At 37.6% G+C, this 23,639-nt stretch carries 19 protein-coding genes; 14 read left to right on the forward strand and 5 right to left on the reverse strand.

Going from position 1 to position 23,639, the window contains the following annotated elements; genetic code table 11:
- Nucleotides 1-3 precede the first annotated feature (3 nt).
- From ACFQO1_RS07910 to ACFQO1_RS07955, 10 genes are all read left to right on the forward strand, one after another.
- Complete coding sequence (locus ACFQO1_RS07910; protein WP_380217453.1) at nt 4-1,356, forward strand: hypothetical protein; 1,353 nt, start codon at nt 4-6, stop codon at nt 1,354-1,356.
- Between the two features lie 228 nt (nt 1,357-1,584).
- A complete protein-coding gene (locus tag ACFQO1_RS07915) occupies nt 1,585-2,040 on the forward strand; it encodes a MarR family winged helix-turn-helix transcriptional regulator (protein WP_380217454.1) in 456 nt (151 codons plus the stop codon).
- A gap of 17 nt (nt 2,041-2,057) precedes the next feature.
- On the forward strand, nt 2,058-4,466 hold the full coding sequence (locus ACFQO1_RS07920; RefSeq protein WP_380217455.1) for a 3-hydroxyacyl-CoA dehydrogenase/enoyl-CoA hydratase family protein: 2,409 nt from the start codon (nt 2,058-2,060) through the stop codon (nt 4,464-4,466).
- Between the two features lie 116 nt (nt 4,467-4,582).
- Entirely contained in the window at nt 4,583-5,773 is a 1,191-nt protein-coding gene (locus tag ACFQO1_RS07925; protein WP_380217456.1) for an acetyl-CoA C-acyltransferase, read from the forward strand.
- Between the two features lie 65 nt (nt 5,774-5,838).
- A complete protein-coding gene (locus tag ACFQO1_RS07930; RefSeq protein WP_380217457.1) occupies nt 5,839-7,647 on the forward strand; it encodes an acyl-CoA dehydrogenase family protein in 1,809 nt (602 codons plus the stop codon).
- Nucleotides 7,648-7,740: 93 nt separating this feature from the next.
- A complete protein-coding gene (locus tag ACFQO1_RS07935) occupies nt 7,741-8,619 on the forward strand; it encodes a hypothetical protein (RefSeq protein WP_380217458.1) in 879 nt (292 codons plus the stop codon).
- A gap of 51 nt (nt 8,620-8,670) precedes the next feature.
- Nucleotides 8,671-10,002: a M28 family metallopeptidase gene (locus tag ACFQO1_RS07940; protein ID WP_380217459.1), complete on the forward strand. Its 1,332-nt coding sequence runs from the start codon at nt 8,671-8,673 to the stop codon at nt 10,000-10,002.
- Nucleotides 10,003-10,027: 25 nt separating this feature from the next.
- The gene (locus tag ACFQO1_RS07945) at nt 10,028-11,659 is read left to right on the forward strand and encodes a M1 family metallopeptidase (protein WP_380217460.1); all 1,632 of its coding nucleotides are present in this window, start codon (nt 10,028-10,030) and stop codon (nt 11,657-11,659) included.
- Nucleotides 11,660-11,665: 6 nt separating this feature from the next.
- Nucleotides 11,666-12,244 carry a YdeI/OmpD-associated family protein gene (locus ACFQO1_RS07950; RefSeq protein WP_380217461.1) on the forward strand — a complete coding sequence of 193 codons (579 nt, stop codon included), beginning with the start codon at nt 11,666-11,668 and terminating at the stop codon, nt 12,242-12,244.
- A 208-nt stretch (nt 12,245-12,452) separates the two neighbouring features.
- Nucleotides 12,453-15,749 carry an amidohydrolase family protein gene (locus ACFQO1_RS07955; protein ID WP_380217462.1) on the forward strand — a complete coding sequence of 1,099 codons (3,297 nt, stop codon included), beginning with the start codon at nt 12,453-12,455 and terminating at the stop codon, nt 15,747-15,749.
- A 36-nt stretch (nt 15,750-15,785) separates the two neighbouring features.
- On the opposite strand, the gene ACFQO1_RS07960 is transcribed toward ACFQO1_RS07955, so the two are convergent.
- Nucleotides 15,786-16,127 (reverse strand): DUF3140 domain-containing protein, encoded by a 342-nt coding sequence (locus ACFQO1_RS07960; protein WP_380217463.1) that lies wholly within the window; start codon nt 16,125-16,127, stop codon nt 15,786-15,788.
- 347 nt (nt 16,128-16,474) lie between these two features.
- Here ACFQO1_RS07960 and ACFQO1_RS07965 point away from each other — a divergent pair, with 347 nt between their 5' ends.
- Entirely contained in the window at nt 16,475-17,146 is a 672-nt protein-coding gene (locus ACFQO1_RS07965) for an ATP-binding cassette domain-containing protein (protein ID WP_380217464.1), read from the forward strand.
- 3 nt (nt 17,147-17,149) lie between these two features.
- On the opposite strand, the gene ACFQO1_RS07970 is transcribed toward ACFQO1_RS07965, so the two are convergent.
- The gene (locus ACFQO1_RS07970) at nt 17,150-17,692 is read right to left on the reverse strand and encodes a hypothetical protein (protein ID WP_380217465.1); all 543 of its coding nucleotides are present in this window, start codon (nt 17,690-17,692) and stop codon (nt 17,150-17,152) included.
- Nucleotides 17,693-17,776: 84 nt separating this feature from the next.
- Between ACFQO1_RS07970 and ACFQO1_RS07975 the strand changes: the two genes are divergently transcribed.
- The gene (locus tag ACFQO1_RS07975) at nt 17,777-18,841 is read left to right on the forward strand and encodes a proline iminopeptidase-family hydrolase (protein WP_380217466.1); all 1,065 of its coding nucleotides are present in this window, start codon (nt 17,777-17,779) and stop codon (nt 18,839-18,841) included.
- A 52-nt stretch (nt 18,842-18,893) separates the two neighbouring features.
- Here ACFQO1_RS07975 and ACFQO1_RS07980 read toward each other — a convergent pair whose 3' ends face one another.
- Complete coding sequence (locus tag ACFQO1_RS07980; protein WP_380217467.1) at nt 18,894-19,523, reverse strand: fasciclin domain-containing protein; 630 nt, start codon at nt 19,521-19,523, stop codon at nt 18,894-18,896.
- A gap of 227 nt (nt 19,524-19,750) precedes the next feature.
- Between ACFQO1_RS07980 and ACFQO1_RS07985 the strand changes: the two genes are divergently transcribed.
- Nucleotides 19,751-20,128, forward strand: a complete 378-nt coding sequence (locus ACFQO1_RS07985) for a LysM peptidoglycan-binding domain-containing protein (RefSeq protein ID WP_380217468.1) — start codon at nt 19,751-19,753, stop codon at nt 20,126-20,128.
- Nucleotides 20,129-20,178: 50 nt separating this feature from the next.
- Nucleotides 20,179-20,934: a sulfite exporter TauE/SafE family protein gene (locus ACFQO1_RS07990; RefSeq protein WP_380217469.1), complete on the forward strand. Its 756-nt coding sequence runs from the start codon at nt 20,179-20,181 to the stop codon at nt 20,932-20,934.
- On the opposite strand, the gene ACFQO1_RS07995 is transcribed toward ACFQO1_RS07990, so the two are convergent.
- Nucleotides 20,929-22,395, reverse strand: a complete 1,467-nt coding sequence (locus tag ACFQO1_RS07995) for a MoxR family ATPase (protein ID WP_380217470.1) — start codon at nt 22,393-22,395, stop codon at nt 20,929-20,931. The two genes, ACFQO1_RS07990 and ACFQO1_RS07995, sit on opposite strands and share 6 nt — an antisense overlap.
- Before the next feature lie 34 nt (nt 22,396-22,429).
- Entirely contained in the window at nt 22,430-23,596 is a 1,167-nt protein-coding gene (locus ACFQO1_RS08000; protein WP_380217471.1) for a vWA domain-containing protein, read from the reverse strand.
- Nucleotides 23,597-23,639: the final 43 nt, after the last annotated feature.

The following is a 23,639-nucleotide window of genomic DNA, read 5'->3' on the forward strand; positions in this document are numbered from 1 at the left end:
TGTATGAGAACACTCGTTATTTTCGTAAGCACCTTATTTTGTTTAAATACTATTGTTGGGCAAACAGCAAGGTTTGAAGAAGCACCTTTGAATCCAAAACCCCTTGAAGCCTTGAAATTTGTTGTACCCTCAGACATTAAAGGAGATGTCGCCTATTATGCGGGGAAATTTTACGATAACGATCGTAAGCAATTATTGGAAGATGGGTCAAGTTTTACAAAGTATAGTCAATGGTCTAAGGAGGAAGCTTATAAAGAGAAAAGTCCGTACATGCAATTCAATACAAAAGGACAACTTACCGAGTATATCATTAATAATTCGAGTTCACTTAGATATGTTTATGAATATGACTCCAAAGGAAACCTTATTAAAAAACAATATCAGAACGACATTACTACATATGAGTACGATAAAAAAGGAAGGCTTGACACAGAGTATAGAACGTTTAGTACTACAGACCGTACCGTATCTATAAAATATACGTACAAACAGGAAAATGACTTACTTAAAATAACTAAAACCTCAACCTATCCTGACGGAATTGAAACTGAGGAATTTCATTTTAAAGATGGAAGAAAAGTGTATGAAAAATCGGCACTTAGTGTTGAAAGTATTTGTGAACCCGATGGTAAAGGAAATTGTGTTTCAAAAAAATATATAAAAGACAATCGAATTGAAAAAGTACATTACAATGTTGTATACCGAGATCATATGAAACCTGAATATGTTGTAGTGAGAGATATTCGTGCAAACCAGTATGCAGTGAGCATTCCACAAATCGAAATTGAAGGAAGTATCATTAATTTACCCATGGATCGTCTAAAAGAGGATGTTCTTATTTACTTACCAAATACTAAACAATATCTAATTGCTAATGATTTTTATGATTCGAAAATTACCAAGGAGAATCCTGTTCCTGTTGAGATTCTTCAAAGTAATAGTCCGTATCTGGGTATTTGGTATAGCGAAACATTTCCGGTATTTCTTAAAAACGGGAGTAGAGAGGGAATCATAAAAAATGGTGATTCTAATTACACCTTATTTTATGACCAAGAAGAAGAGAAATACTTCTATATCGATAAGAATACTAAAGGTATACCTAAAGAATTTATTAATTTTAAAGTAATTGACGCTCCTTTGGTTATGTACATGGGCGAAAATCTTCAGGATAATATGACCTTAATTAAAGGAGCAAAACAATATTTTACCTATGGTTGGTCTTCCAAACCTCTAAATGAAAAAGAGGCTATTTTATTTTATGAAAATACACCGCTTTACATTGTACCAATCATTCCGAAGCCAGAACCATTAAAAATTTATGCTGGAAGAAATTACAAGGGAGAAAAATATGAGTAAGGTATTAGGTATTCTTTTAATGTACTTAAAAACATAGATAAATGTTCCAAATACTAGTTGAGGTACTGTAACTGATATTTTTTTAAATTCTTACACATTATCTATCTATAGAAATTTCTAATCCCCTACAAGTAAATTTTAAAATCTGATAAAAAATTCAACAATTTACTATGCATGCATAGTAAATTGTTGTATATTTGGCTCACTAATGTATCAGATCAGACCCTTTTGAAAGAAAAAACAATAGATTATATATTACGCTCTACCTGGATGGCAGTGCAAAAGATGTACAATGAAGAAGCAGGAAGAAAAGGAAGTACTATGGCTACTGGGTTTGCTCTTATTAGTATTGATCCTGAAAAGGGAACACCTTCTACGGCCTTAGGACCTAAGATGGGAATGGAAGCGACTTCGCTATCTCGTACACTAAAAAAAATGGAAGATCAAGGTTTGATCGACCGCAGACCTAATCCGGAGGACGGACGTGGAGTGTTAATTCATTTAACTGAGTTTGGTAAAGAGATGCGTCAGTTTTCAAAGGGAGTGGTCTTTAGGTTTGATGAAGCGGTGACCGAAAACATTTCAGAAGAAGATTTAAAAACGTTTAAAAGAGTTGCTAATACCATGCAGGAACTCATAAATAACAAAAAGATATATAAACAAATTCATAGTTCAGAATTATGAATTCAGAATTTAAAAAAATGTCAAAAAGAAGAATAAATAAAGTAGCCGTCGTAGGTTCTGGAATTATGGGAAGTGGAATCGCTTGCCATTTTGCCAATATTGGTGCCGAAGTTTTATTGTTAGATATCGTGCCTCGTGAACTTACCGACAAAGAAAAAGCAAAAGGGCTTACATTGGAGGATAAAGAAGTGCGTAATCGCCTCGTTGACGAAGCACTCCAAAGCGCAATCAAATCCAAGCCTGCACCACTCTACCATAAAGATTTTGCAAGTCGTATCACTACAGGAAATCTGGAAGATGATATTGCGAAAGTGAAAGATGTGGACTGGATTATTGAAGTCGTTGTGGAACGCTTGGATATCAAAAAGCAGGTATTTGAGAATCTTGAAAAACACAGAACACCAGGCACACTTATTACAAGTAACACTTCGGGTATTCCTATACAATTTATGAGCGATGGCCGTAGTGAAGATTTCCAGAAGCATTTCTGCGGAACACACTTTTTTAACCCTCCACGGTATCTTCAGTTATTCGAAATTATTCCGGGACCTAAAACAGATCCAGAAGTACTTGATTTCTTAAACGGTTATGGAGAAAAATTCCTCGGAAAAACTACCGTGATTGCAAAAGATACTCCAGCTTTTATCGGAAACCGAATTGGTATCTTTGGAATCCAGGCTATGTTCCACCTTGTAAAGGACATGGGATTGACGGTCGAAGAAGTGGACAAACTAACAGGACCCGTCATAGGTCGCCCCAAGTCGGCTACTTTTCGTACCGTAGATGTGGTTGGATTAGATACCTTGGTACATGTTGCCAACGGAATTTACGAGAATGTCCCTGAAGATGAAGAACATGATATGTTCAAATTACCTCCGTTTATTTCCACTATGATGGACAATAAATGGCTGGGAAGCAAGACAGGACAAGGATTTTATAAGAAAGTAAAAAATGACGATGGGTCTTCAGAAATTCTAGGACTTGATTTAGATACCCTAGAATACAGACCTGGGAAGAAAGCAAAATTTGCAACTTTAGAATTAACAAAATCGGTTGATAATGTGGCAGACCGCTTCCCTATTCTTATTAAAGGAAAAGACAACGCAGGTGAATTCTACCGAAGAAACTTCGGAGCGATGTTCGCCTATGTTTCTAAGCGTATTCCAGAAATAACAGATGAGCTTTACAAAATTGATGATGCCATGAAAGCTGGTTTTGGCTGGCAACATGGTCCCTTTGAGATATGGGATGCTGTTGGTGTTCAAAAAGGGCTTGAGTTAATTAAAGAAGCCGGTAAAGAAGTAGATAGCTGGGTCACAGACATGATCGCTTCAGGAGTTGATTCATTCTATACCGTGAAAGATGGCGCTACTTATTACTATGACATTCCAAAGAAAGCACACGTAAAAATACCCGGTCAGGATGCATTTGTTATTCTTGATAATATCAGAAAACCTTCCGAAGTATTTAGTAACAGTGGTGTTTCTGTTCAGGATCTTGGCGACGGAATCTTAAACGTAGAATTCCGAAGTAAAATGAACAGTATCGGCGGCGATGTACTTTCCGGACTCAATAAAGCAATTGATCTTGCTGAAAGTTCGTACGACGGATTGGTTGTTGCCAACCAAGGGACTAACTTTTCTGTAGGTGCGAATATCGGAATGATTTTTATGATGGCGGCAGAGCAGGAATATGATGAATTAAATGCTGCTGTAAAATATTTTCAAGATACCTGCATGAGATTGCGGTATTCCTCGATCCCAACCGTTGTGGCACCTCACGGAATGACCTTAGGTGGCGGATGTGAAATGACATTACATGCAGATCGCGTGGTTGCGGCTGCGGAAAGTTATATAGGTTTGGTTGAATTTGGAGTAGGTGTGATTCCAGGTGGAGGTGGATCTAAAGAAATGGCGTTAAGAGCCAGTGATTCATTTGAAAAAGACGATGTAGAACTGAACCGTTTGCGTCAGCACTTTCTAACCGTTGCCATGGCTAAGGTTTCAACCTCTGCCCATGAAGCGTATGATCTTGATATTCTGAAGCCTGGAAAAGATATAGTTGTTGTCAATAAAAACCGTCAGATCGCAACCGCAAAAGCAGTGGCTAGACAGATGGCAGATATGGGCTACACAAAACCACCAAAACGAACCGATGTAAAGGTATTAGGAAAGCAGGCGTTAGGTATGTTCTATGTTGGAACCGACTCAATGGAAGCCAGCAATTATATTAGTGAACATGATCAAAAAATCGCAGACAAATTAGCGTACGTAATGGCAGGTGGAGACTTATCTGAACCAACCATGGTAAGTGAACAGTACTTATTGGATCTAGAACGTGAAGCATTTTTAAGCTTAACAGGAGAACGCAAAACATTAGAGCGTTTGCAGCATATGATTCAAAAAGGAAAACCGTTGAGAAATTAGAATTTTACCCAAAGAAATTGTCCCCTTGAGGGGACTTTAGGGGTGTTATCGAAATAGTAAAACATCTCCTCGCCCCCTTAAAAGGAGGGAGAAATACAAATTAAAATTATCAAAAAATGAAAACCGCATATATAGTAAAAGCATACAGAACCGCCGTAGGGAAGGCACCTCGTGGGGTATTCCGTTTTAAACGAGCAGACGACCTTGCTGCAGAGACCATTCAATACATGATGAAAGAACTACCCAATCTTGATAAAAAGCGTATTGACGACGTTATTGTTGGTAACGCAATGCCAGAAGGTTCTCAGGGTTTAAATTTTGGACGATTAATTTCCTTGATGGGATTGGATATTGTAGATGTTCCAGGAATGACAGTAAACCGTTTTTGTTCTTCGGGTGTTGAAACCATTGCTCTTGCAGCCGCAAAAATTCAGGCAGGGATGGCTCATTGTATCATTGCTGGTGGTGCCGAAAGTATGAGTAGCGTTCCTATGTCTGGATATAAACCAGAGCTCAATTATGACATTGTAAAAAATGGACATGAAGATTATTACTGGGGAATGGGGAATACTGCAGAAGCGGTTGCAAACCAATTTAAAGTTTCTCGTGAAGACCAAGACGAATTTGCATATAATTCGCATATGAAAGCGCTAAAAGCACAAGAAGAAAATCGTTTTCAAGATCAGATTGTTCCCATTGAAGTTGAAGAAACATACGTGGATGAAAATAGTAAAAAAGCCACAAAAAAATATACTGTCACTAAAGATGAAGGTCCTAGAAAAGGAACAAGCCTGGACGCTTTAGCAAAATTACGTCCTGTTTTTGCAGAAGGCGGAAGTGTCACAGCTGGAAACTCTTCGCAAATGAGTGACGGAGCCGCTTTTGTAATGGTGATGAGCGAAGAAATGGTAAAAGAATTGAACATAGAACCTATCGCAAGAATGGTGAACTATGCGGCCATGGGTGTTGAACCTCGCATCATGGGAATTGGTCCTGTAAAGGCAATCCCAAAAGCATTACAACAAGCTGGTTTAAAACAAGATGACATCAAATTGATTGAATTAAACGAAGCCTTTGCTTCACAGAGTTTGGCAGTCATGCGTGAGCTAGATCTCAATCAGGATATCGTTAATGTTAACGGTGGAGCGATTGCTTTAGGACATCCTCTTGGATGTACAGGCGCAAAACTTTCGGTACAGTTATTTGATGAGATGCGTAAAAGAAATATGCAGGGTCAACACGGTATGGTAACCATGTGTGTGGGTACTGGACAAGGTGCTGCAGGAATTTTTGAATTTCTTAACTAGTAAAAATTAAATTGAAAAGGAGGCATTGATGTTTTACTCAATACTCAAAACTCATAACTAATAATATGGCAACAGAAACAATAGATAAAGAAATCCTCCGCGGAGGTCAGTTTTTAGTAAAAGAAACAAATTGCGAAGATATTTTTACTCCAGAAGATTTTTCTGAAGAGCAAAAAATGATGAAGGAATCGGTAATCGAGTTTGTAGACAGAGAAATCTGGCCTCACAAACCTAGATTTGAAAAGAAAGACTACGCACTTACCGAAGAAGTGATGCGCAAAGCAGGTGAGCTTGGTTTATTAGGTGTTGCTGTCCCAGAAAAATATGATGGTTTAGGAATGGGCTTCGTAACCACCATGTTGGTTTGCGATTATATTTCTGGAGCAACAGGATCTATCGCTACTGCCTTTGGAGCACATACCGGAATTGGAACCATGCCAATTACTCTTTATGGTACTGAGGAACAACGACAAAAATATGTGCCAAAATTAGCTACTGGTGAATGGTTTGGAGCTTACTGCTTAACAGAACCAGGCGCAGGTAGTGATGCCAATAGCGGGAAAACAAAAGCAACTCTTTCTGAAGATGGAAAATACTATTCTATTAGCGGGCAAAAGATGTGGATCTCTAATGCAGGGTTCTGTGATGTGATGATCGTTTTTGCACGTATTGAGGACGATAAAAATATTACAGGTTTTATTGTAGAAAATGATCCTGAAAATGGTATTACCATGGGCGAGGAAGAACAGAAATTAGGGATTCACTCTTCTTCTACCCGCCAAGTATTCTTTAATGAAACGAAAGTACCTGTAGAAAACATGCTGGCTGGACGTGGCGAAGGATTTAAAATTGCTATGAATGCGTTAAACGTAGGTCGTATTAAATTAGCAGCGGCTTGTTTGGATGCACAACGTAGAATTATTACCAATGCGACCAAGTATGCAAATGAACGTGTTCAATTTAAGACTCCTATTGCCAATTTTGGAGCTATCAAATTAAAATTGGCCGAAATGGCAACCTCTGCTTACGTAGGTGAGTCGGCATCCTACCGTGCGGCTAAAAATATAGAAGACCGTATCACTCTTAGAATGGAAGCTGGGAATACCCATCAGGAAGCAGAATTAAAAGGGGTAGAAGAATATGCTATCGAATGTTCTATCTTAAAAGTAGCTGTGTCTGAAGATGTTCAAAACTGTAGCGATGAAGGGATTCAGATCTATGGCGGAATGGGCTTTAGTGCAGATACACCTATGGAAGCTGCCTGGAGAGATGCGCGAATTGCACGTATCTATGAAGGGACTAACGAAATTAACCGGATGCTCGCCGTAGGTATGCTTGTAAAGAAAGCGATGAAAGGTCATGTAGATCTCTTAAATCCTGCGCAAGCTGTGGCTTCAGAACTTACTTCAATTCCTTCTTTTGAGACTCCTGATTTTAGTGAGTTATTTTCCGAAGAAAAAGATATGGTTAAGAAGTTAAAGAAAGTATTTTTAATGGTGGCAGGAAGTGCTGTTCAGAAATACGGAACAGATCTTGAAAAACATCAACAAACGCTATTAGCAGCAGCCGATATTTTAATTGAAATTTATATGGCCGAAAGTGCTATTCTTCGAACTGAAAAGAACGCAAAACGTTTTGGCGAAGACTCACAGGAAGTACAGATTGCCATGTCACAATTGTATCTTTACCATGCTGTTGATATTATTTCAGTAAAAGCGAAAGAATCGATTATTTCTTTTGCTGAAGGTGATGAACAACGCATGATGCTGATGGGCTTAAAGCGTTTTACTAAATATCAAAATATGCCAAATATTGGCGCGATGCGTAAAACAATAGCTGAAAAAGTCTCTGCTGAAGGCAAATATCCTTTCTAATACAAAAAATTATTAGTTTTAGAACCGCTCTTATCTGAGCGGTTTTTTTGTGGAACAAACTTTGTATCTTTCCACAGAGAAAATAAAAATCGAATGAAATTTACACTTGTTTTTCTATTCCTTACTAGCTTTAGTTTTGCGCAACCCAATACAGAATTATATTTGATGGATATCTCAGAGAATGGTGATAGCCTTCAAATAACTAATTTTAAGAATATTTCAAATCGTCCAGGATATGACAATCAGCCCTCATTTATAGATAATACTAAACTAGTATATGCTGGTACAGAAAACGACAATACTGAAATTATTCTGTATTACCTTGAAAGCGATGGTCAACATCGACTAAATGCTCCCACGGCAGGTGGTGAATATTCTCCACAATCTTTCCCGTCCAAACCATTAGTAGCGGCCGTACGCTTAGATACTACAGGATTACAACGCCTTTACTCTTATGAGTATGGTATTCCAGGTTACGGAAAATGGAAAATGCTTTTTGAAGAATTAGAAGTCGCCTATTTTGCGTTTCAAGATGATGATCGTATCATCGCATCAGTGCTTTCAGGAGATAAATTAGATCTAGTTGTTGGCACAATCTCCAAAGATCAAGCGCTATTACTCACTACGAATACAGGCCGTTCAATTCATAGAGTCCCTTCTAGTTCTTCCATAAGTTACACCCAACTTAATACGGAAGGCACTTACGATATTTATATCGTGGATATTGACGATACCGGAGAGAGTTTTTATGTCTGTACCTTACCTATGGGTATTCAAGACCACATCTGGTTAAATAATTCCACTTTGTTGCTGGGCAGTAATGACAAGCTTTTTATGATGGATTTATTTAAAGGAACTAACTGGTTTAAAGTAGCAGATCTTTCAGAAAAAAACATCTCAAATATTACCCGAATGGCGATAAGCCCAGACGGAAAACATCTGGCAATTGTAGCCATGCCCCAAGAAAAGTAAGAGGTTATAGATCACTTTTAGTATCTTTATACATCAACAAATTTTATATTTATGAAATACGCACTATCCCTACTCCTTTTTACATTTTCTATCAGCACGCAAGCTCAAACAGATCCTAGAATTTACGAAATTATTGATGATGTTTCTGCGGAAAGAATTGAGGCAGATATCACCAAATTAGCTGGTTTTGGAACTCGTAATACCTTTAGTGACACTATAAGTGATACTCGAGGCATTGGAGCAGCAAGAAGATGGATTAAAAAAGAATTTGAAACGATTTCTACAAACTGCGGAAACTGCCTTAATGTATTTTACCAAAAAGATTTGGTTTTAGCCGAAGGGAACCGCCGGGTGCCTCAGGATACTTGGATTGTAAATGTGGCCGCAGTACAAAAAGGAACTAAATATCCTAACAGATACATCATCATGAGTGGTGATATCGACTCCCGTAACAGTGACGGAAGCGATTTTACCAAAGATGCACCAGGTGCAAACGACAATGCCAGTGGCATGGCAGGTGCGATCGAAGCGGCTCGTGTACTCTCAAAATACAAATTTGAAAGTAGCATAGTATACCTCGGTTTAAGCGGTGAAGAACAAGGACTGTTTGGTGGTGCAGGGTTTGCAGCCTATGCAAAAGAAAAAGGCTGGGATATTATAGGGGTACTTAATAACGATATGATCGGTAATATTAAAGGAGTCGATGGCATCATTAGTAATGTAGATTTTAGGATCTTTTCAGAACCTGTCCCTCCTACCGAAACAGAACGTGAACGAAACGCCAGACGATTTTATGGAGGTGAAGTCGACGGAATTTCAAGACAATTGGCTCGGTATGTACATAAAACAACTAAAACCTATATGCCCGAAATGAACCCAATGATGATCTATCGATTGGATCGTTTTGGGCGTGGTGGACACCATCGTCCGTTTAATGATCTTGGGTATGCCGGCATTAGAATCATGGAAGCTCACGAAAACTATACCCAACAACATCAGGACATACGCACCGAAAACGGAATTGAGTATGGCGACAAACTAAAATTTGTAAACTTCGACTATGCTAAAAAACTAACCGCTGTTAACGCCATTTCTATGGCGAGTCTCGCCTGGGCTCCTCCCTCTCCAAACAATGTTGCCATTGGTGGCATCGTAGAACCCAGCGCTAAATTTAAATGGGACAAAGTAGACGGAGCAGTAGGTTATAAAATTTATTGGCGTTTAACAACCTCACCTACCTGGGATTATAATAGGTATGTAGGGAATGTTACTGAATTTACCCTCGATGGCATTGTCATTGATAATTATTTCTTTGGAGTTGCAGCTGTCGGAGCAGATGGCCATGAAAGCATGGTAGTTTTTCCAAACGCAACGTTTAGGTAGTTCACAAAATAGTTAAAATAAGACAATGATCAAAAACATACTTTTCAGTTTATTCATTTCAGCTTCAATAAGCGGTTTTGCACAAGAGGAATTTACCAAAGCAGATAAACTAAGAGGTTCTATTACCAAAGAACGCGCCTGGTGGGATGTCACTCATTATGACTTAACCGTAGAAGTTTTCCCAGAAACGCAAACAATTAAAGGAGCTAATACAATCACCTATAAAGTCATCGATACGGATCAAAAAATGCAGATCGATCTTCAGGCACCTATGGGAATTGAGAAAGTAGAAATGAATGGTGAAAAACTAACATTTACCAGTGAAGGAGCTGCTCATTTTATTAGTTTCAAAGAAAAGCAACCTTTAAATTCTGAACAAAAAATCACAATCCATTTTTCAGGAGAGCCTATTGTCGCAAAAAATGCTCCCTGGGATGGTGGTTTCAGCTGGAAGAAAGACGCTAACGGTAACCACTTTATCGCAACTGCCAATCAAGGAATTGGTGCTAGCGTGTGGTGGCCAAACAAAGACCATCCGTATGATGAAGCAGATAATGGAGTAGATCTAAAAATCACAGCTCCAAAAGATTTGATAGCGGTAGGTAACGGACGCTTAATCACTTCCGAAGAAAAAGAAAAAACTAAAACTTGGCACTGGAAAGTGGTGAACCCCATCAATAATTATGGAGTTAATATAAACATAGGCGATTATGTAAATTTTTCTGAAGTCTACGAAGGTATCAATGGAGATCTTGACTTAAGTTATTGGGTTCTAAAAGATAATCTCGGAAAAGCAAAAGAACAGTTCAAACAGGTGCCCATGATGCTAAATGCTTTTGAGTATTGGTTTGGCCCCTACCCTTTTTATGAGGATAGTTTTAAGCTTGTCGAAGTACCGTATCTGGGAATGGAACACCAAAGTAGTGTCACCTACGGAAACAAGTATCAAAACGGATATCTGGGAAGTGATCTAAGTGATACAGGCTGGGGGTTGCGTTTCGATTTTATTATTATTCACGAGGCTGGACACGAATGGTTCGCAAATAACATATCACATAATGATGTAGCAGATATGTGGATCCATGAAGGATTTACTGCCTATTCTGAAAGTTTGTACTTGGATTACCACTTTGGTAATCAAGCCGCTAGTGAGTATGTCATTGGTACACGACGAGGGATACGCAACGATAAACCAATTATTGGAACGTATGGCGTGAATAAATCAGGAAGTGGTGACATGTATTACAAAGGCGCTAATATTTTACATACCCTTCGGCAATTGGTCGAAGTCGATACAAAATGGCGAAATATCCTCCGTGGCCTCAATAAAGAATTTTACCATCAGACAATTTCAAGTAAGCAATTAGAAGACTATCTAAGTAAAGAAACGGGAATCGATCTTACCGAATTTTGGGAGCAATATCTTCGAACTACTATGGTTCCAACTCTGGAATACACAATAGATAATAATAAAATGACCTATCGGTACACTAATATTATTGAAGGTTTTGATATGCCAGTACAGATTATCGAAGATGGGAATGAGGTCTGGATTTATCCTACCGCCAATTGGAAAACGGAAACGTTTAGTAACACTATTGATTCTTTGAAAGTAAAGGATGATTTTTATATCACTTCGGAAAAACTTAAACTATAAGTAAACTTGGACGAAAAACCACAGCTTTATTTTCCCCGGGAGGTAGAATGGCGCGAATGGTTAGAGAAAAACCATAATCACTATCCAAAAGGAGTGTTTCTTATTTTCTATAAATTAAAGACCAATCAACCCACCATGCGCTGGGAAGAAGCGGTAAAAGTGGCTATTTGTTATGGGTGGATCGACAGTACGGTTAAAAGCTTAGGAAATGGAAAACGGCAGCAATTTTTTTGTCCACGGAATCCAAAAAGTACCTGGAGCAAATTAAATAAGCAGTATGTTGAAGAATTAGATTCTAAGGGTCTTATACATGAAAGCGGCTACAAAATGATAGAGCTTGCTAAAGAGTCTGGTAAATGGTCTGAAATGGATGACGTAGAAAATCTAATTATTCCAGAAGATCTTCAAAAAGCCTTTTCTACTAATCCTGAAGCGTATAAAAACTATAAAAAATTCAGCCCTAGTTATAGAAAAAACTATTTGAGTTGGTTGCATTTAGCCAAACGCCAAGCAACACGAGATAAAAGAATTACTGAAATCATTGGTCTTTGTAAAGCAAACGAAAAACAAAGGTCTGGATGGTAGCTCAGTATTTGGTATTTGGTATTTGGTATTTGGTATTTGAAAAATAGCTTTTCAGAGTATCTAAAATTTCAATATTCGATTAACAGTCTACAATTCACGATTCACTGTTCACGATTTACCTGTCGCTTTCAAACAAATTCATATAAAGACCACGAGGCAAGTTTCGTAAGTATTGAGTATCTTAGTGCTTTCCAAACATTCAACAATCATGAGAATCATTCTTTCTATCCTTTTAATAGGACTTACCGTATCACTTTCAGCACAGAAAAAAAACAAAGACAAAGACTCAAAAACTGAAGAAACCAAATGGGACGTTGCTGCTCCTGGAAAGGATTTCAATTTTAAAACGCACAGTTTCTCAACGAACGAAGGATCCTGGATGAACCTTGATGTAAGTCCCGACGGCCAGACCATAGTATTTGATATGCTGGGTGATATTTATACGATCCCAATTTCTGGCGGCACGGCAAAAGCAATCCGTACTGGAATTCCGTTTGAAGTACAACCTCGTTTTTCACCCGACGGAACCAAAATTTCCTTTACAAGCGATGCTGGAGGTGGGGATAACATCTGGGTAATGAATCGCGATGGTAGCGACGTAAAACAAATCACTAAAGAAAGCTTCAGGTTACTTAATAATGCTGTTTGGATGCCCGACGGAAACTACCTCGTTGCCAGGAAACACTTTACATCAGGACGAAGCCTAGGCGCAGGAGAAATGTGGCAATATCATATTACCGGTGGAAGCGGAGTCCAATTGACAGAACGTAAGAACGATCAGCAGGATGTAAACGAACCCTTTATATCTCCCGACGGAAAGTTTCTTTACTATTCTGAAGATGTATATCCTGGAGGAAACTTTCAGTATAACAAAGATCCAAACAATCAAATCTACGTAATTAAACGTTATAGTTTTGAAGACGGTAAAACTGAAACAATTACAGGAGGTCCAGGAGGTGCCGCAAGACCAACCATTTCTCCCGACGGAAAAAAACTAGCGTTTGTTAAAAGGGTACGAACCAAAAGTGTGTTGTTTATTCATAACCTTGAAACAGGTGAAGAAAAACCTATTTATGATGCACTTGATAAAGATCAACAGGAAGCTTGGGCTATTTTTGGAGTGTATCCTAATTTTAGCTGGATGCCTAACAATACTGAACTTGTATTTTGGAGTGGCGGAAAATTTCAGAAAATAAATACTGAAAGTTTAGCGATCACCAACATTCCTTTTACTGTAAATGTGAATATTGAGTTGGCTGAAACCGTACATACCACCACGCCTATTGAAGACCAAACTATTACTCCAAAAGTGATAAGACATTTGGTTACAGCTCCTAATCAAAAATTTGTTGTTTTTAATGCATTAGGCTATTTGTACAAAAAGGACTTACCTAATGGAACGCCAAAAAGACTTACTACCGGCACCGATTTTGAATTCGAGCCTACCATCTCCCCAGACAGTAACTTTATAGTTTACGTCGGTTGGAACGATATCGAAAAAGGTGCCATTTTTAAAATTCCTGCTACTGGAGGAACTCCTACAAAGATATCTACGACAAAAGGAATGTATCGCACTCCGTCATTCTCAAGTGATGGTCAAAAAATTGTATTTAGAAAAGAAAGTGGAAACACAGACCAAGGTTTTACCTACACAAAAAATCCAGGTATTTACACTATGAGTGCCAATGGTGGAAATGAGAAAATGGTTACTGAAAATGGAGAGTATCCAACTTTCAATAAAGAGGATGACCGTATCTTTTTACAAACTGGAGGAACTTATTTTGGAAATCTAACAAAAACCTTGATCAGTGTAGACCTTACTGGCGAGGACAAACGAGAGCATGTTTCTTCAAAGTATGCAAACCGTTTAATACCGAGTCCAGATAATGAATGGATTGCGTATACCAACCTTCATAAGGTGTTTATTGCTCCGCTACTTATGAATGGACAAACAATGAACCTTGATGACAAAACGACTTCTGTACCTGTGATGCAGATTGCAAAAGATGCGGGTATTAATATTCACTGGTCTTCAGATAGTAAAAAGGTAATGTGGACACTAGGTGATGAGTACTTCAGTAACGACTTAAAGAATAAATTTACATTTCTGCCGGGAGCTCCTTCCGAAGCTACAGAAATTACTACAGAAGGAACTAAAATCGGACTTACAGCTTCTGTTGATAAGCCTTCAGGGAAAATAGCATTTACTAATGCACGAATCATCACAATGGATGGTGATAAAGTAATTGAAAACGGAAGTATCCTTATTTCTGAAAATAAGATCGAAGCCATTGGTGAGAACATAAATATACCGAGGAGTGCCAAAATATATGATGTAAAGGGAAAAACGATCATGCCTGGAATGGTAGATGCTCATGCACATATTGGTGCATTTCGCTACGGATTAACAACACAGGCGAATTGGCAATTTATGGCAAATTTGGCTTTTGGGGTAACCACAGCTCATGATCCTTCTGCAAATACTGAAACGGTATTCTCACTTTCAGAATTACAAAAAACAGGACAGCTCGTAGGACCACGCCTCTACTCTACCGGATTTATACTTTATGGTGCCGATGGAGATTTTAAAGCGCTTATCAATAGTCTGGAAGACGCCAGAAGTAGCATTCGACGTACCAAAGCGTTTGGCGCTAAGAGTGTGAAAAGTTACAATCAGCCGCGACGAGAGCAACGCCAACAAGTATTGCAAGCCGCCCGTGAAATGGGGATCAATGTAGTCCCAGAAGGGGGCTCGACTTTTTACCACAACATTACAATGGTCATTGATGGCCATACTGGGGTAGAGCATAATATTCCAATTGCTCCTGTTTATAAAGATGTGTTGGAGGTTTGGGGTAAAAGCGGTAGTGGCTACACACCTACGCTTATCGTAAACTATGGAGGACTCAATGGTGAATATTATTATTACCAGAGAGATAAGGTGTGGGAAAATGAAAAACTCCTAACATTTTCTCCAAGAAGTGTAATTGACAGTCGTTCGCGTCATAGAACGATGGTACCTCAGGAAGAATATGAGAACGGACACATTTTAGTTTCCGAGACCGCAAAAACCTTGAGTGATGCTGGTGTAAAAGTAAATATGGGGGCTCACGGACAATTACAAGGATTGGGTGCACATTGGGAAACCTGGATGATGGCACAGGGAGGAATGACAAACATGGAGGCTTTAAAAACAGCTACCATTAATGCTGCAGAATATATTGGTGCTGGCGAAAATATTGGATCCTTAGAAAAAGGCAAGATGGCTGATTTGTTAATCCTAGATAAAAATCCGTTGGAGGATATTGAAAATACACAATCTATCAAAATGGTAATGATCAACGGAAGGTTATACGAGGCTACCACCATGAATGAAATTGGAAATCATCCAAAAGACCGGTTGCCCTTCTGGTGGGAGGCCGACAATTATAATCAAGCATTTCCATGGCACCAAGAAACCCATAGTTTTATAGAAGGTGGTTGTGGTATACATAGCTCACATTAAAATAAAAACTCCTACATCAAGTGTAGGAGTTTTTATTTAACAATCCATTTCTTTACAAGGATCGTGTCCCCAATTTTTTAAACTGTACCGCCAATCACTTGTTTTAATATCGCTGGAGGGTTTTTGTGCTTTATGTCTCTTAATATACCCTATCAACTTATTCATGTGATCATAATTTGTACTAGTGAGCTCTTCTTTTTTCTTACGTTTTATTTTGATGATTTTACGTCCGCTTTTATGTCCTATTGCTTCTCCATCACCACTATCCTGACCTACATTTTTTGACTTTTCGGTGTCTAACCATTTTTCTAACTCGCTAGGGGTCATATTTACTAAATCATAAAATTCATCATAAATTTTTTCGTTATCTTTTGACATGCTTTTTTATTTTAAAGGTACCCAATTAGAAAGAAAAAGAATGTTAGAAATCTTATAAAATATGTCCTTACGCCCTTATTGGCAATTCTATAAAGACTGTTTTCCGTTTGTTATAACATTCGGGTTGATATGTGCGATATTCTTCGCATGGTTCCTAGCAATAGTGCTCTTTTGTACTATAGGAATATGGTTTGGTTTTACAGCTTTTACTATATTGAAAGCAGACGAGTTCTACTTTTATTTCAATATGGGCATAACCAAAAAGATGCTTTTTAAAAAAGCATGTATAATTAATTTGGTAGTGGCTATACCTGTCGGATTATTATTTCTTTTAATTTCCTATTTATTTGGCACTCTTACAATTATATAATGCTCAAAAGAGCTTCGGAAAGAGGGAAATTCTAAAACGTGTTTCTTTTTCGGTGGAAACTGGTGAGGTTCTCGGGATTTTTGGTCGTAATGGCTGCGGAAAATCCACCCTACTTAAGATGTTATTTGGCACGATGTCTTCAGATCTGCTAGATTTTGAGATTGACGGCAAAAAAGTGAATGCTTCTCAGGTCATTCCGAAGCAATTAATGGGATATGTACCTCAACATCCTTTTTTACCAAAATCCTTAAAAGTAAGGGATGTTATTCTTACTTGCTATCAGGATGAAAAACAACAAGACACTGTGTTTTATAATTCTGGAGTTGCTAAGCTCACACATAAAAGAGTTGGTGAGTTATCGCTGGGAGAATTAAAATATTTTGAAGTCATTTTATTGGGGGCAAGTACGCATCCGTTTCTACTATTTGATGAACCCTTTTCAATGGTAGATCCTATGATGAAAGAAAACATGAAAACTTTCTTTTTAGAAATAAAAAAAGAAAAAGGGATTATGTTGACAGATCATTATTATGATGATGTGTTACAAACAACCTCCAAGAATATAGTCATTAAAGATGGTATTAGTCATCATATTAGAACAGAGAGCGATCTTAAAAAATTTGAATATCTTTCTAACAGTCGTTGCTAACAACTAATCTTCGGCTTCTTCTTCAGTTTCATCACTAGAAATCAGATAATGATCTTCTCCTAATCCAATGATATGAATAATATTGGTTACAGTACTGTACAACATCAAAATTACGGTAATCATCATTCCACTTAAAATAGAGGAAAATAACAATGTCGCCCAATAGATGGTTTCAAACCAAGAAGTTTCTACATTTTCAGCTTCAGTAATAGGAATATTAAAAAACTGAAACATCACGAGTGCTCCCACAAACAATATGGTATCAAATTTCGCGATGGTAAGCACTTGATGGTAATGCGCTTTCTTCAGTTTTGATTCAGATCCAAAACTAATCCCAAGTAATGTAAGCAATAACGCTAGAATAGTGGCCGAAGCCAGTGCGATGGTATTGCATAGCATATTGACTCCAGGTAAGGAAGAAGTGATCAATTGTTTTGCCTCATAGCCCGATAAATTACCCAATAAAAAGGCACCCAATCCAGTAAAGATGGTTGCTATCAATCCTCCATATATGGAACGCTTGTTCTTTGTAATAAAATTATCCAATGAATCTGATTTTAAATTCGAAGATACATAAAATCTCTTAGCATAAATTTTGTAACTTTCTGCATACTATTTAAACTCCCAATTATGAAATACTTTATTTGTCTTTTTTCTGTTTGTATACTGATGGTTTCTTGCACTGAAAACACATCTAAAAAAATAGCTACGGAAACTGCTTCCGAAGAAATAAACTGTACAGACTATCTTTCGTATCAAGGTCGTGATGATCAGGCTACTGGTGGAATTAAAATGGTTCCAATTGAAACCCCTAAAGGCACCTTTAATGTCTGGACCAAGCGAGTTGGTACCAATCCCAAAATGAAAGTACTACTCTTACATGGAGGTCCAGGAATGACTCATGAAATCTATGAAAGTTTTGACGGGTTCTTTCCGCAGGAAGGGATTGAATATTATTATTATGACCAGTTAGGAAGTTATTATAGCGATCAGCCCGATGATTTAAGCCTTTGGGACACAGCTCGATTTGTTGAAGAAGTAGAGCAAGTACGTCAAGCACTTAATCTAAATCAAGATAATTTTTATCTATTTGGGCAATCCTGGGGAGGTATACTTGCCATGGAATATGCCTTGAAGTATCAGGAACATTTAAAAGGCTTGATCATTAGCAATATGGTCCCTTCGATTCCTGATTATATGAAATACAACGAGGAAGTATTAGCTCCTCAACTAGATCCAGAAGTGTTAGCAACTATTATGAAGTATGAAGCTGCCGAAGATTATGGAAATGAAGAGTATTTAAGCCTTATTACTGAACATTATTATCCGAAGCATGTGATTAGAATTCCGCAAAAAGATTGGCCAAATTCAATTAATAGAGGTTTTAAACATTTGAACCCGGATGTGTATGTAACTATGCAAGGACCTAGTGAGTTTGGAATTAAAGGCAATGCTACGCTTAAGGATTGGGATGTAAAAGACAGGTTGCATGAAATTAAAGTCCCTACTTTAGCAATTGGAGCAGCGCATGACACTATGGATCCAAAACAAATGGAATGGCTTGCTAATGAAGTAAAAAACGGACGGTATTTACATTGTCCAAATGGAAGTCATTTGTCTCAGTATGATGACCAAGAGCATTTCTTTCCTGGACTCGTATCTTTTATTAAAGATGTTAATAATAATACTTTTTAATAAAAAAAAACCTCCCTGAGGGAGGTCTTTTTTTTTATTAGAAAATTTCGAATTATCCTTTTGGCATTAACACTTTGTCAATTCCGTGGATAATACCGTTAGAAGCATCCATGTTTGGATCTGCAACAGTCGCCATATTTCCTTTAGCATCTTTGATCATAACTTTACCATCCTTTAAAGAAAGAACCAGGTTTTCACCATTTAAAGTAGTTACATTATATGCGTTTTTGTTATCATTTATAGCTTTTACTACTGCATCAGCATTCCACTCACCTGCAACAACATGATATTTTAAGATGCCTTGAAGCATTTCTTTATTTTCATCCATCATTACAGCATCCATTGTCGCTTTCGGTAATTTTGCAAAAGCATCATTTGTTGGAGCAAATACAGTGTATTCACCTTCTCCCATAAAGGTTTCGGCTAAACCTGCTTGTTTAAGAGCTGCCACTAAAGTAGAATAGGTAGGATTTGACATCGCTTTTCCAGCAATAGAATTCTTTTCCATTTCCATTTTTTTTGCCTCCATCATTTTAGCTTCTTCTTCAGCTGCCATTTTAGCTTCCATTTCCATTTTTTCTGCTTCAGCTTTCGCTTCTGCTTCTTTTTTCTTTGTGTCGTCACAAGATGCAAATAACATACCTACAACTGCTAACGATAATACTAATTTATTAAGTTTCATTTTTAATTGGTTTTAAAATTTATAGAACAAATGTAAAATTTAGATTAGATAACTTATACTAATGAGTAGATAATATTTCGTTAAATATTAGCCAATTATTAACAATAACGAAGTTTGATGTTAATTTATAGTAAACTGATATACAGCGCATTGATTTATGCTATTCAAATAATTGTTACTACAGCAGATTTTGTATCTTTAGTGTTTAATTTAAAATCTAGAAAATTATGGTTAAAGCAAAATATCAAAATGTACTGGATCTGGGGGAAAAATTCAAAATCCAGAACGGAGATGTTAAAGTAGAGGATAACAAACTCCACATTAAAGGCACAGCAAATACACAATATCACAAAGATAGATTATGGGATGAAATTAAAGCTTCTGGCGGTGAAAATCCAAATGATATTATGGCAGATATTAGAGTGGCAGACACCTCTGTTTACGCAAGGCATACGGTAGAGAGCGGCGAATCTTTGAGTAAAATTGCAAAGCATTACTACAAAGATCCTATGAAATACAATGCAATTTTTGAAGCAAATAAGAATATACTAAAAAACCCTGATGTAATTCATCCAGGACAAGAATTAGTAATTCCAAATTTATAAGACCTTTATATTCATAGAATCCCGCCCTGAGCGGGTTTTTTTTTATTTTTATGTTTTCAGAAATCTCCCTTTGGCTTCTCATTACTCTATTTTTTCTAGGAGCAATTGCCTTTACATTGTCAACAATTAGTGGAGGTGGTGGGGCACTCATGCAAATTCCAATACTCAACTTTTTAATCGGCACTTCGCAAACCGCTCCCGTTATAAATCTGGGAACTATGATAAGTCGTCCTTCCCGAATTATCATCTTCTGGAAATACATCCATTGGAAGGTCTTCTGGTATTATGTTCCTGCGGCAATGGGAGGCGCTGTCATTGCTGGATACCTTTTTGCTGAAGTTAAAATTTACTGGATTCAGATCGTTGTTGGATTGTTTCTTGTGAGTACTTTTTTTCAGTATCGCTTCGGAAAAAAAGACCGTTCGTTTCCAGTTCATTATTGGTTCTTTATCCCGTTGGGATTTAGCATAGCGATTATTGGAACCTTTACTGGCGGAATGGGCCCTATCTTAAATCCATTTCTTCTCAATGTGGGTATTGATAAGGAGCAACTTGTAGGAACCAAAGCAGCCCAGGCATTCTTTCTAGGAATCGCTCAAATTAGCAGCTATACATTTTTTGGACTATTAACAAAGGAACTCTGGATCTACGGAATCGTTCTCGGTTTGGGAGCTACGCTTGGTAACCTAATTGGAAAAGAAATTCTCAAACACATGAGTAAAATTGCTTTTAGACGATGGCTTATTGCTATTATGGTCCTTTCAGGAATTGTTCTTATTATTAAAGCATTGTCAGAAATCTTATAACCCGCTAATATAACCGCCATAAATATCTTTAAACCGAATACCATCGCTCAAATTATACTTGCTCAATTTCTTTAATTCAACCAACGCCCATAGAACAAATTCTTTGAAAAAAGGCATGTCTTCTTCTGAAAGATCGGGCACATATTTTTCTAATAGGTCGTCTAAGGGTTCAATTCTGTCTAATTGCAATTGATATGCATTGTCGTCAAGCGTATCAAGTAATTCAAATCCACCGCTTTCTTCAAAGAACCAACCTACTAATTCTTCATACGGATCGTGATCACCTTCCTTGGTGAGTTTTTCTATCTTCGGAAAATACGCCAGAAACTGTGTCACTATAGCATCTGCAATAAGTTGTTTTGCTACTTCATTAGCACCTTCTTGTTCGCCTTCATACACTAATTCAACTTTTCCTGTGATAGCAGGGACAATTCCCATAAAATCACTTATACGAACAGTAGTTCTTTCACTACCATTTTGTAACGCTCTGCGTTCTGCAGTACTTAATAAATTCTGAAAAGCAGAAATACTTAAACGTGCACTTACGCCACTCTTGGCATCTATAAACTCACTTTCACGGGCTTCAAAACTTATCTGTTCCAGAATGTCTTTGGCCAGTTCTGGCACATACACATTCTTCTTTTCTGAAGCTGCATCAGCTGTTTCCTGAGCCGTAATGGTTCTAGCTACTTCTAGACTTTCAGGATAGTGGGTTAAAATTTGAGAACCAATTCTATCTTTCAGCGGAGTTACGATGCTTCCTCGGTTGGTATAATCTTCTGGGTTAGCAGTAAATACAAACTGAATATCCAATGGCAATCGAACGGCAAATCCTCGTATCTGTACATCGCCTTCCTGCAAAATATTAAATAAGGCAACCTGAATTCTAGCTTGTAGATCTGGTAATTCATTGATGACAAAAATACAGCGATTGGCCCGGGGGATCATTCCGAAGTGAATTACACGATCATCTGCATAGGTTAATTTTAAATTGGCAGCTTTGATAGGATCTACATCACCTACCAAATCGGCTACAGTCACATCGGGTGTTGCTAATTTTTCAGCAAAACGATCTTCACGGTGCAACCAACGTATAGGAGTCTTGTCTCCTTTTTCTTCTAGTAGCTCTTTGGCATATCTGGAAATAGGCAACAACGGATCATCATTGATTTCACTGCCTTCAACTACAGGCACATATTCATCAAGTAGATTCACCATCTGGCGAGCCAAACGTGTTTTCGCCTGCCCACGTAGTCCCAATAAATTAATATTGTGTTTTGAAAGAATAGCTCGTTCCAACTCGGGTATCACACTAAATTCATACCCGTGTATACCTTCAAAAGTAGTTTCTTTCTTTAATAATTTCTGAAGCAGATTTCGTCGTAATTCCTCTTTTACAGATTTATATTCGTACCCTGCTTTTTTTAATTCGCCTAATGTTTTTATAGTATCGATTTTCATTTCCTCTTTCTTTCTTCTAAGTTTTGACTATATATTATCTCAATTTTTTTCTTCGATTATTTTCGTAATCTGTAAATATCATTTCACCCAATCCTTGCAATCCTGTATAAAATGCTTTTCCATGATTGGCTTCGGTAAAATGGTCCACGAACTGTTGTAAATATGGGTCGCTTGCGATCATAAAAGTAGTTATCGGAATGTGTAACTTCCTGGCTTGTCGGGCCATCATATAACATTTATTGACAATATATTCATCCAAACCATTACTGTTCTTATAATATCGACCATCGGGCAATCGTAAGCAACTTGGTTTTCCATCGGTGATCATAAAGATTTGCTTATTGGTATTTCGCTTTCTACGTAACATATCCATTGCTAATTGCAATCCAGCAACGGTGTTGGTATGATAAGGTCCTACATTTAAATACGGTAAATCTTTAATTTTTATAGGCCAGGCATCATTTCCAAATACCAGTATATCCAATGTGTCTTTTGGATACCTAGTAGTTATTAATTCTGAAAGTGCCATCGCTACTTTTTTCGCAGGAGTAATACGGTCTTCACCATAAAGGATCATTGAATGACTTATATCGATCATCAATACGGTACTCATTTGGGCCTTATACATGGTTTCTTCAACGACGAGATCATTTTCAGTTAAATGAAAATCGCCAATACCATGATTGATTTGTGCATTGCGTAAACTTTCGGTCATTGAAATACGTTCAAGGGCATCTCCAAACTGATAGTTACGAAACTCCCCTGCCTGCTCATCTCCTACCCCATGGTATTTTGTCTTATGATTGCCCGCACCACTTCGTTTTATCTTTCCAAAGATCTGCTCAAGGGCACGCTTCCGAAGCGATCGCTCCAGTTTTTCAGTAATAGAAGTCCCCCCTTTTCCGTCACCCTTAGTTCCGTTTTTTCCGTCTGGCTTAAATTCTTCACGAATAAAACCTCTGTCTTTTAATTCCTGAACAAAGTCATCTAAGGTGTAGTCTTCTGTAGTTAGCTGATATTCTTCATCCAACTGACGTAACCAATCCATAGCTTCGTCAAAATCTCCAGAGGTATGGGTAATTAATTCTTGAAACACTTCAAACAAACGATCAAAAATAGATTGCTCCTTAGGCGTATGCTTGGTAAAAATAAACCCTGTTTTTTTTGGCTGAAAGTCTTTATTTTCTGAAGCTGTATTCATTCGTATAAAACTACAACATAGATTGTTTAAAAAATAAGTAAAA

Origin of the sequence: Jejudonia soesokkakensis, assembly GCF_042664795.1 — a bacterium.
GTDB classification, from domain to species: Bacteria; Bacteroidota; Bacteroidia; order Flavobacteriales; family Flavobacteriaceae; genus Jejudonia; species Jejudonia soesokkakensis.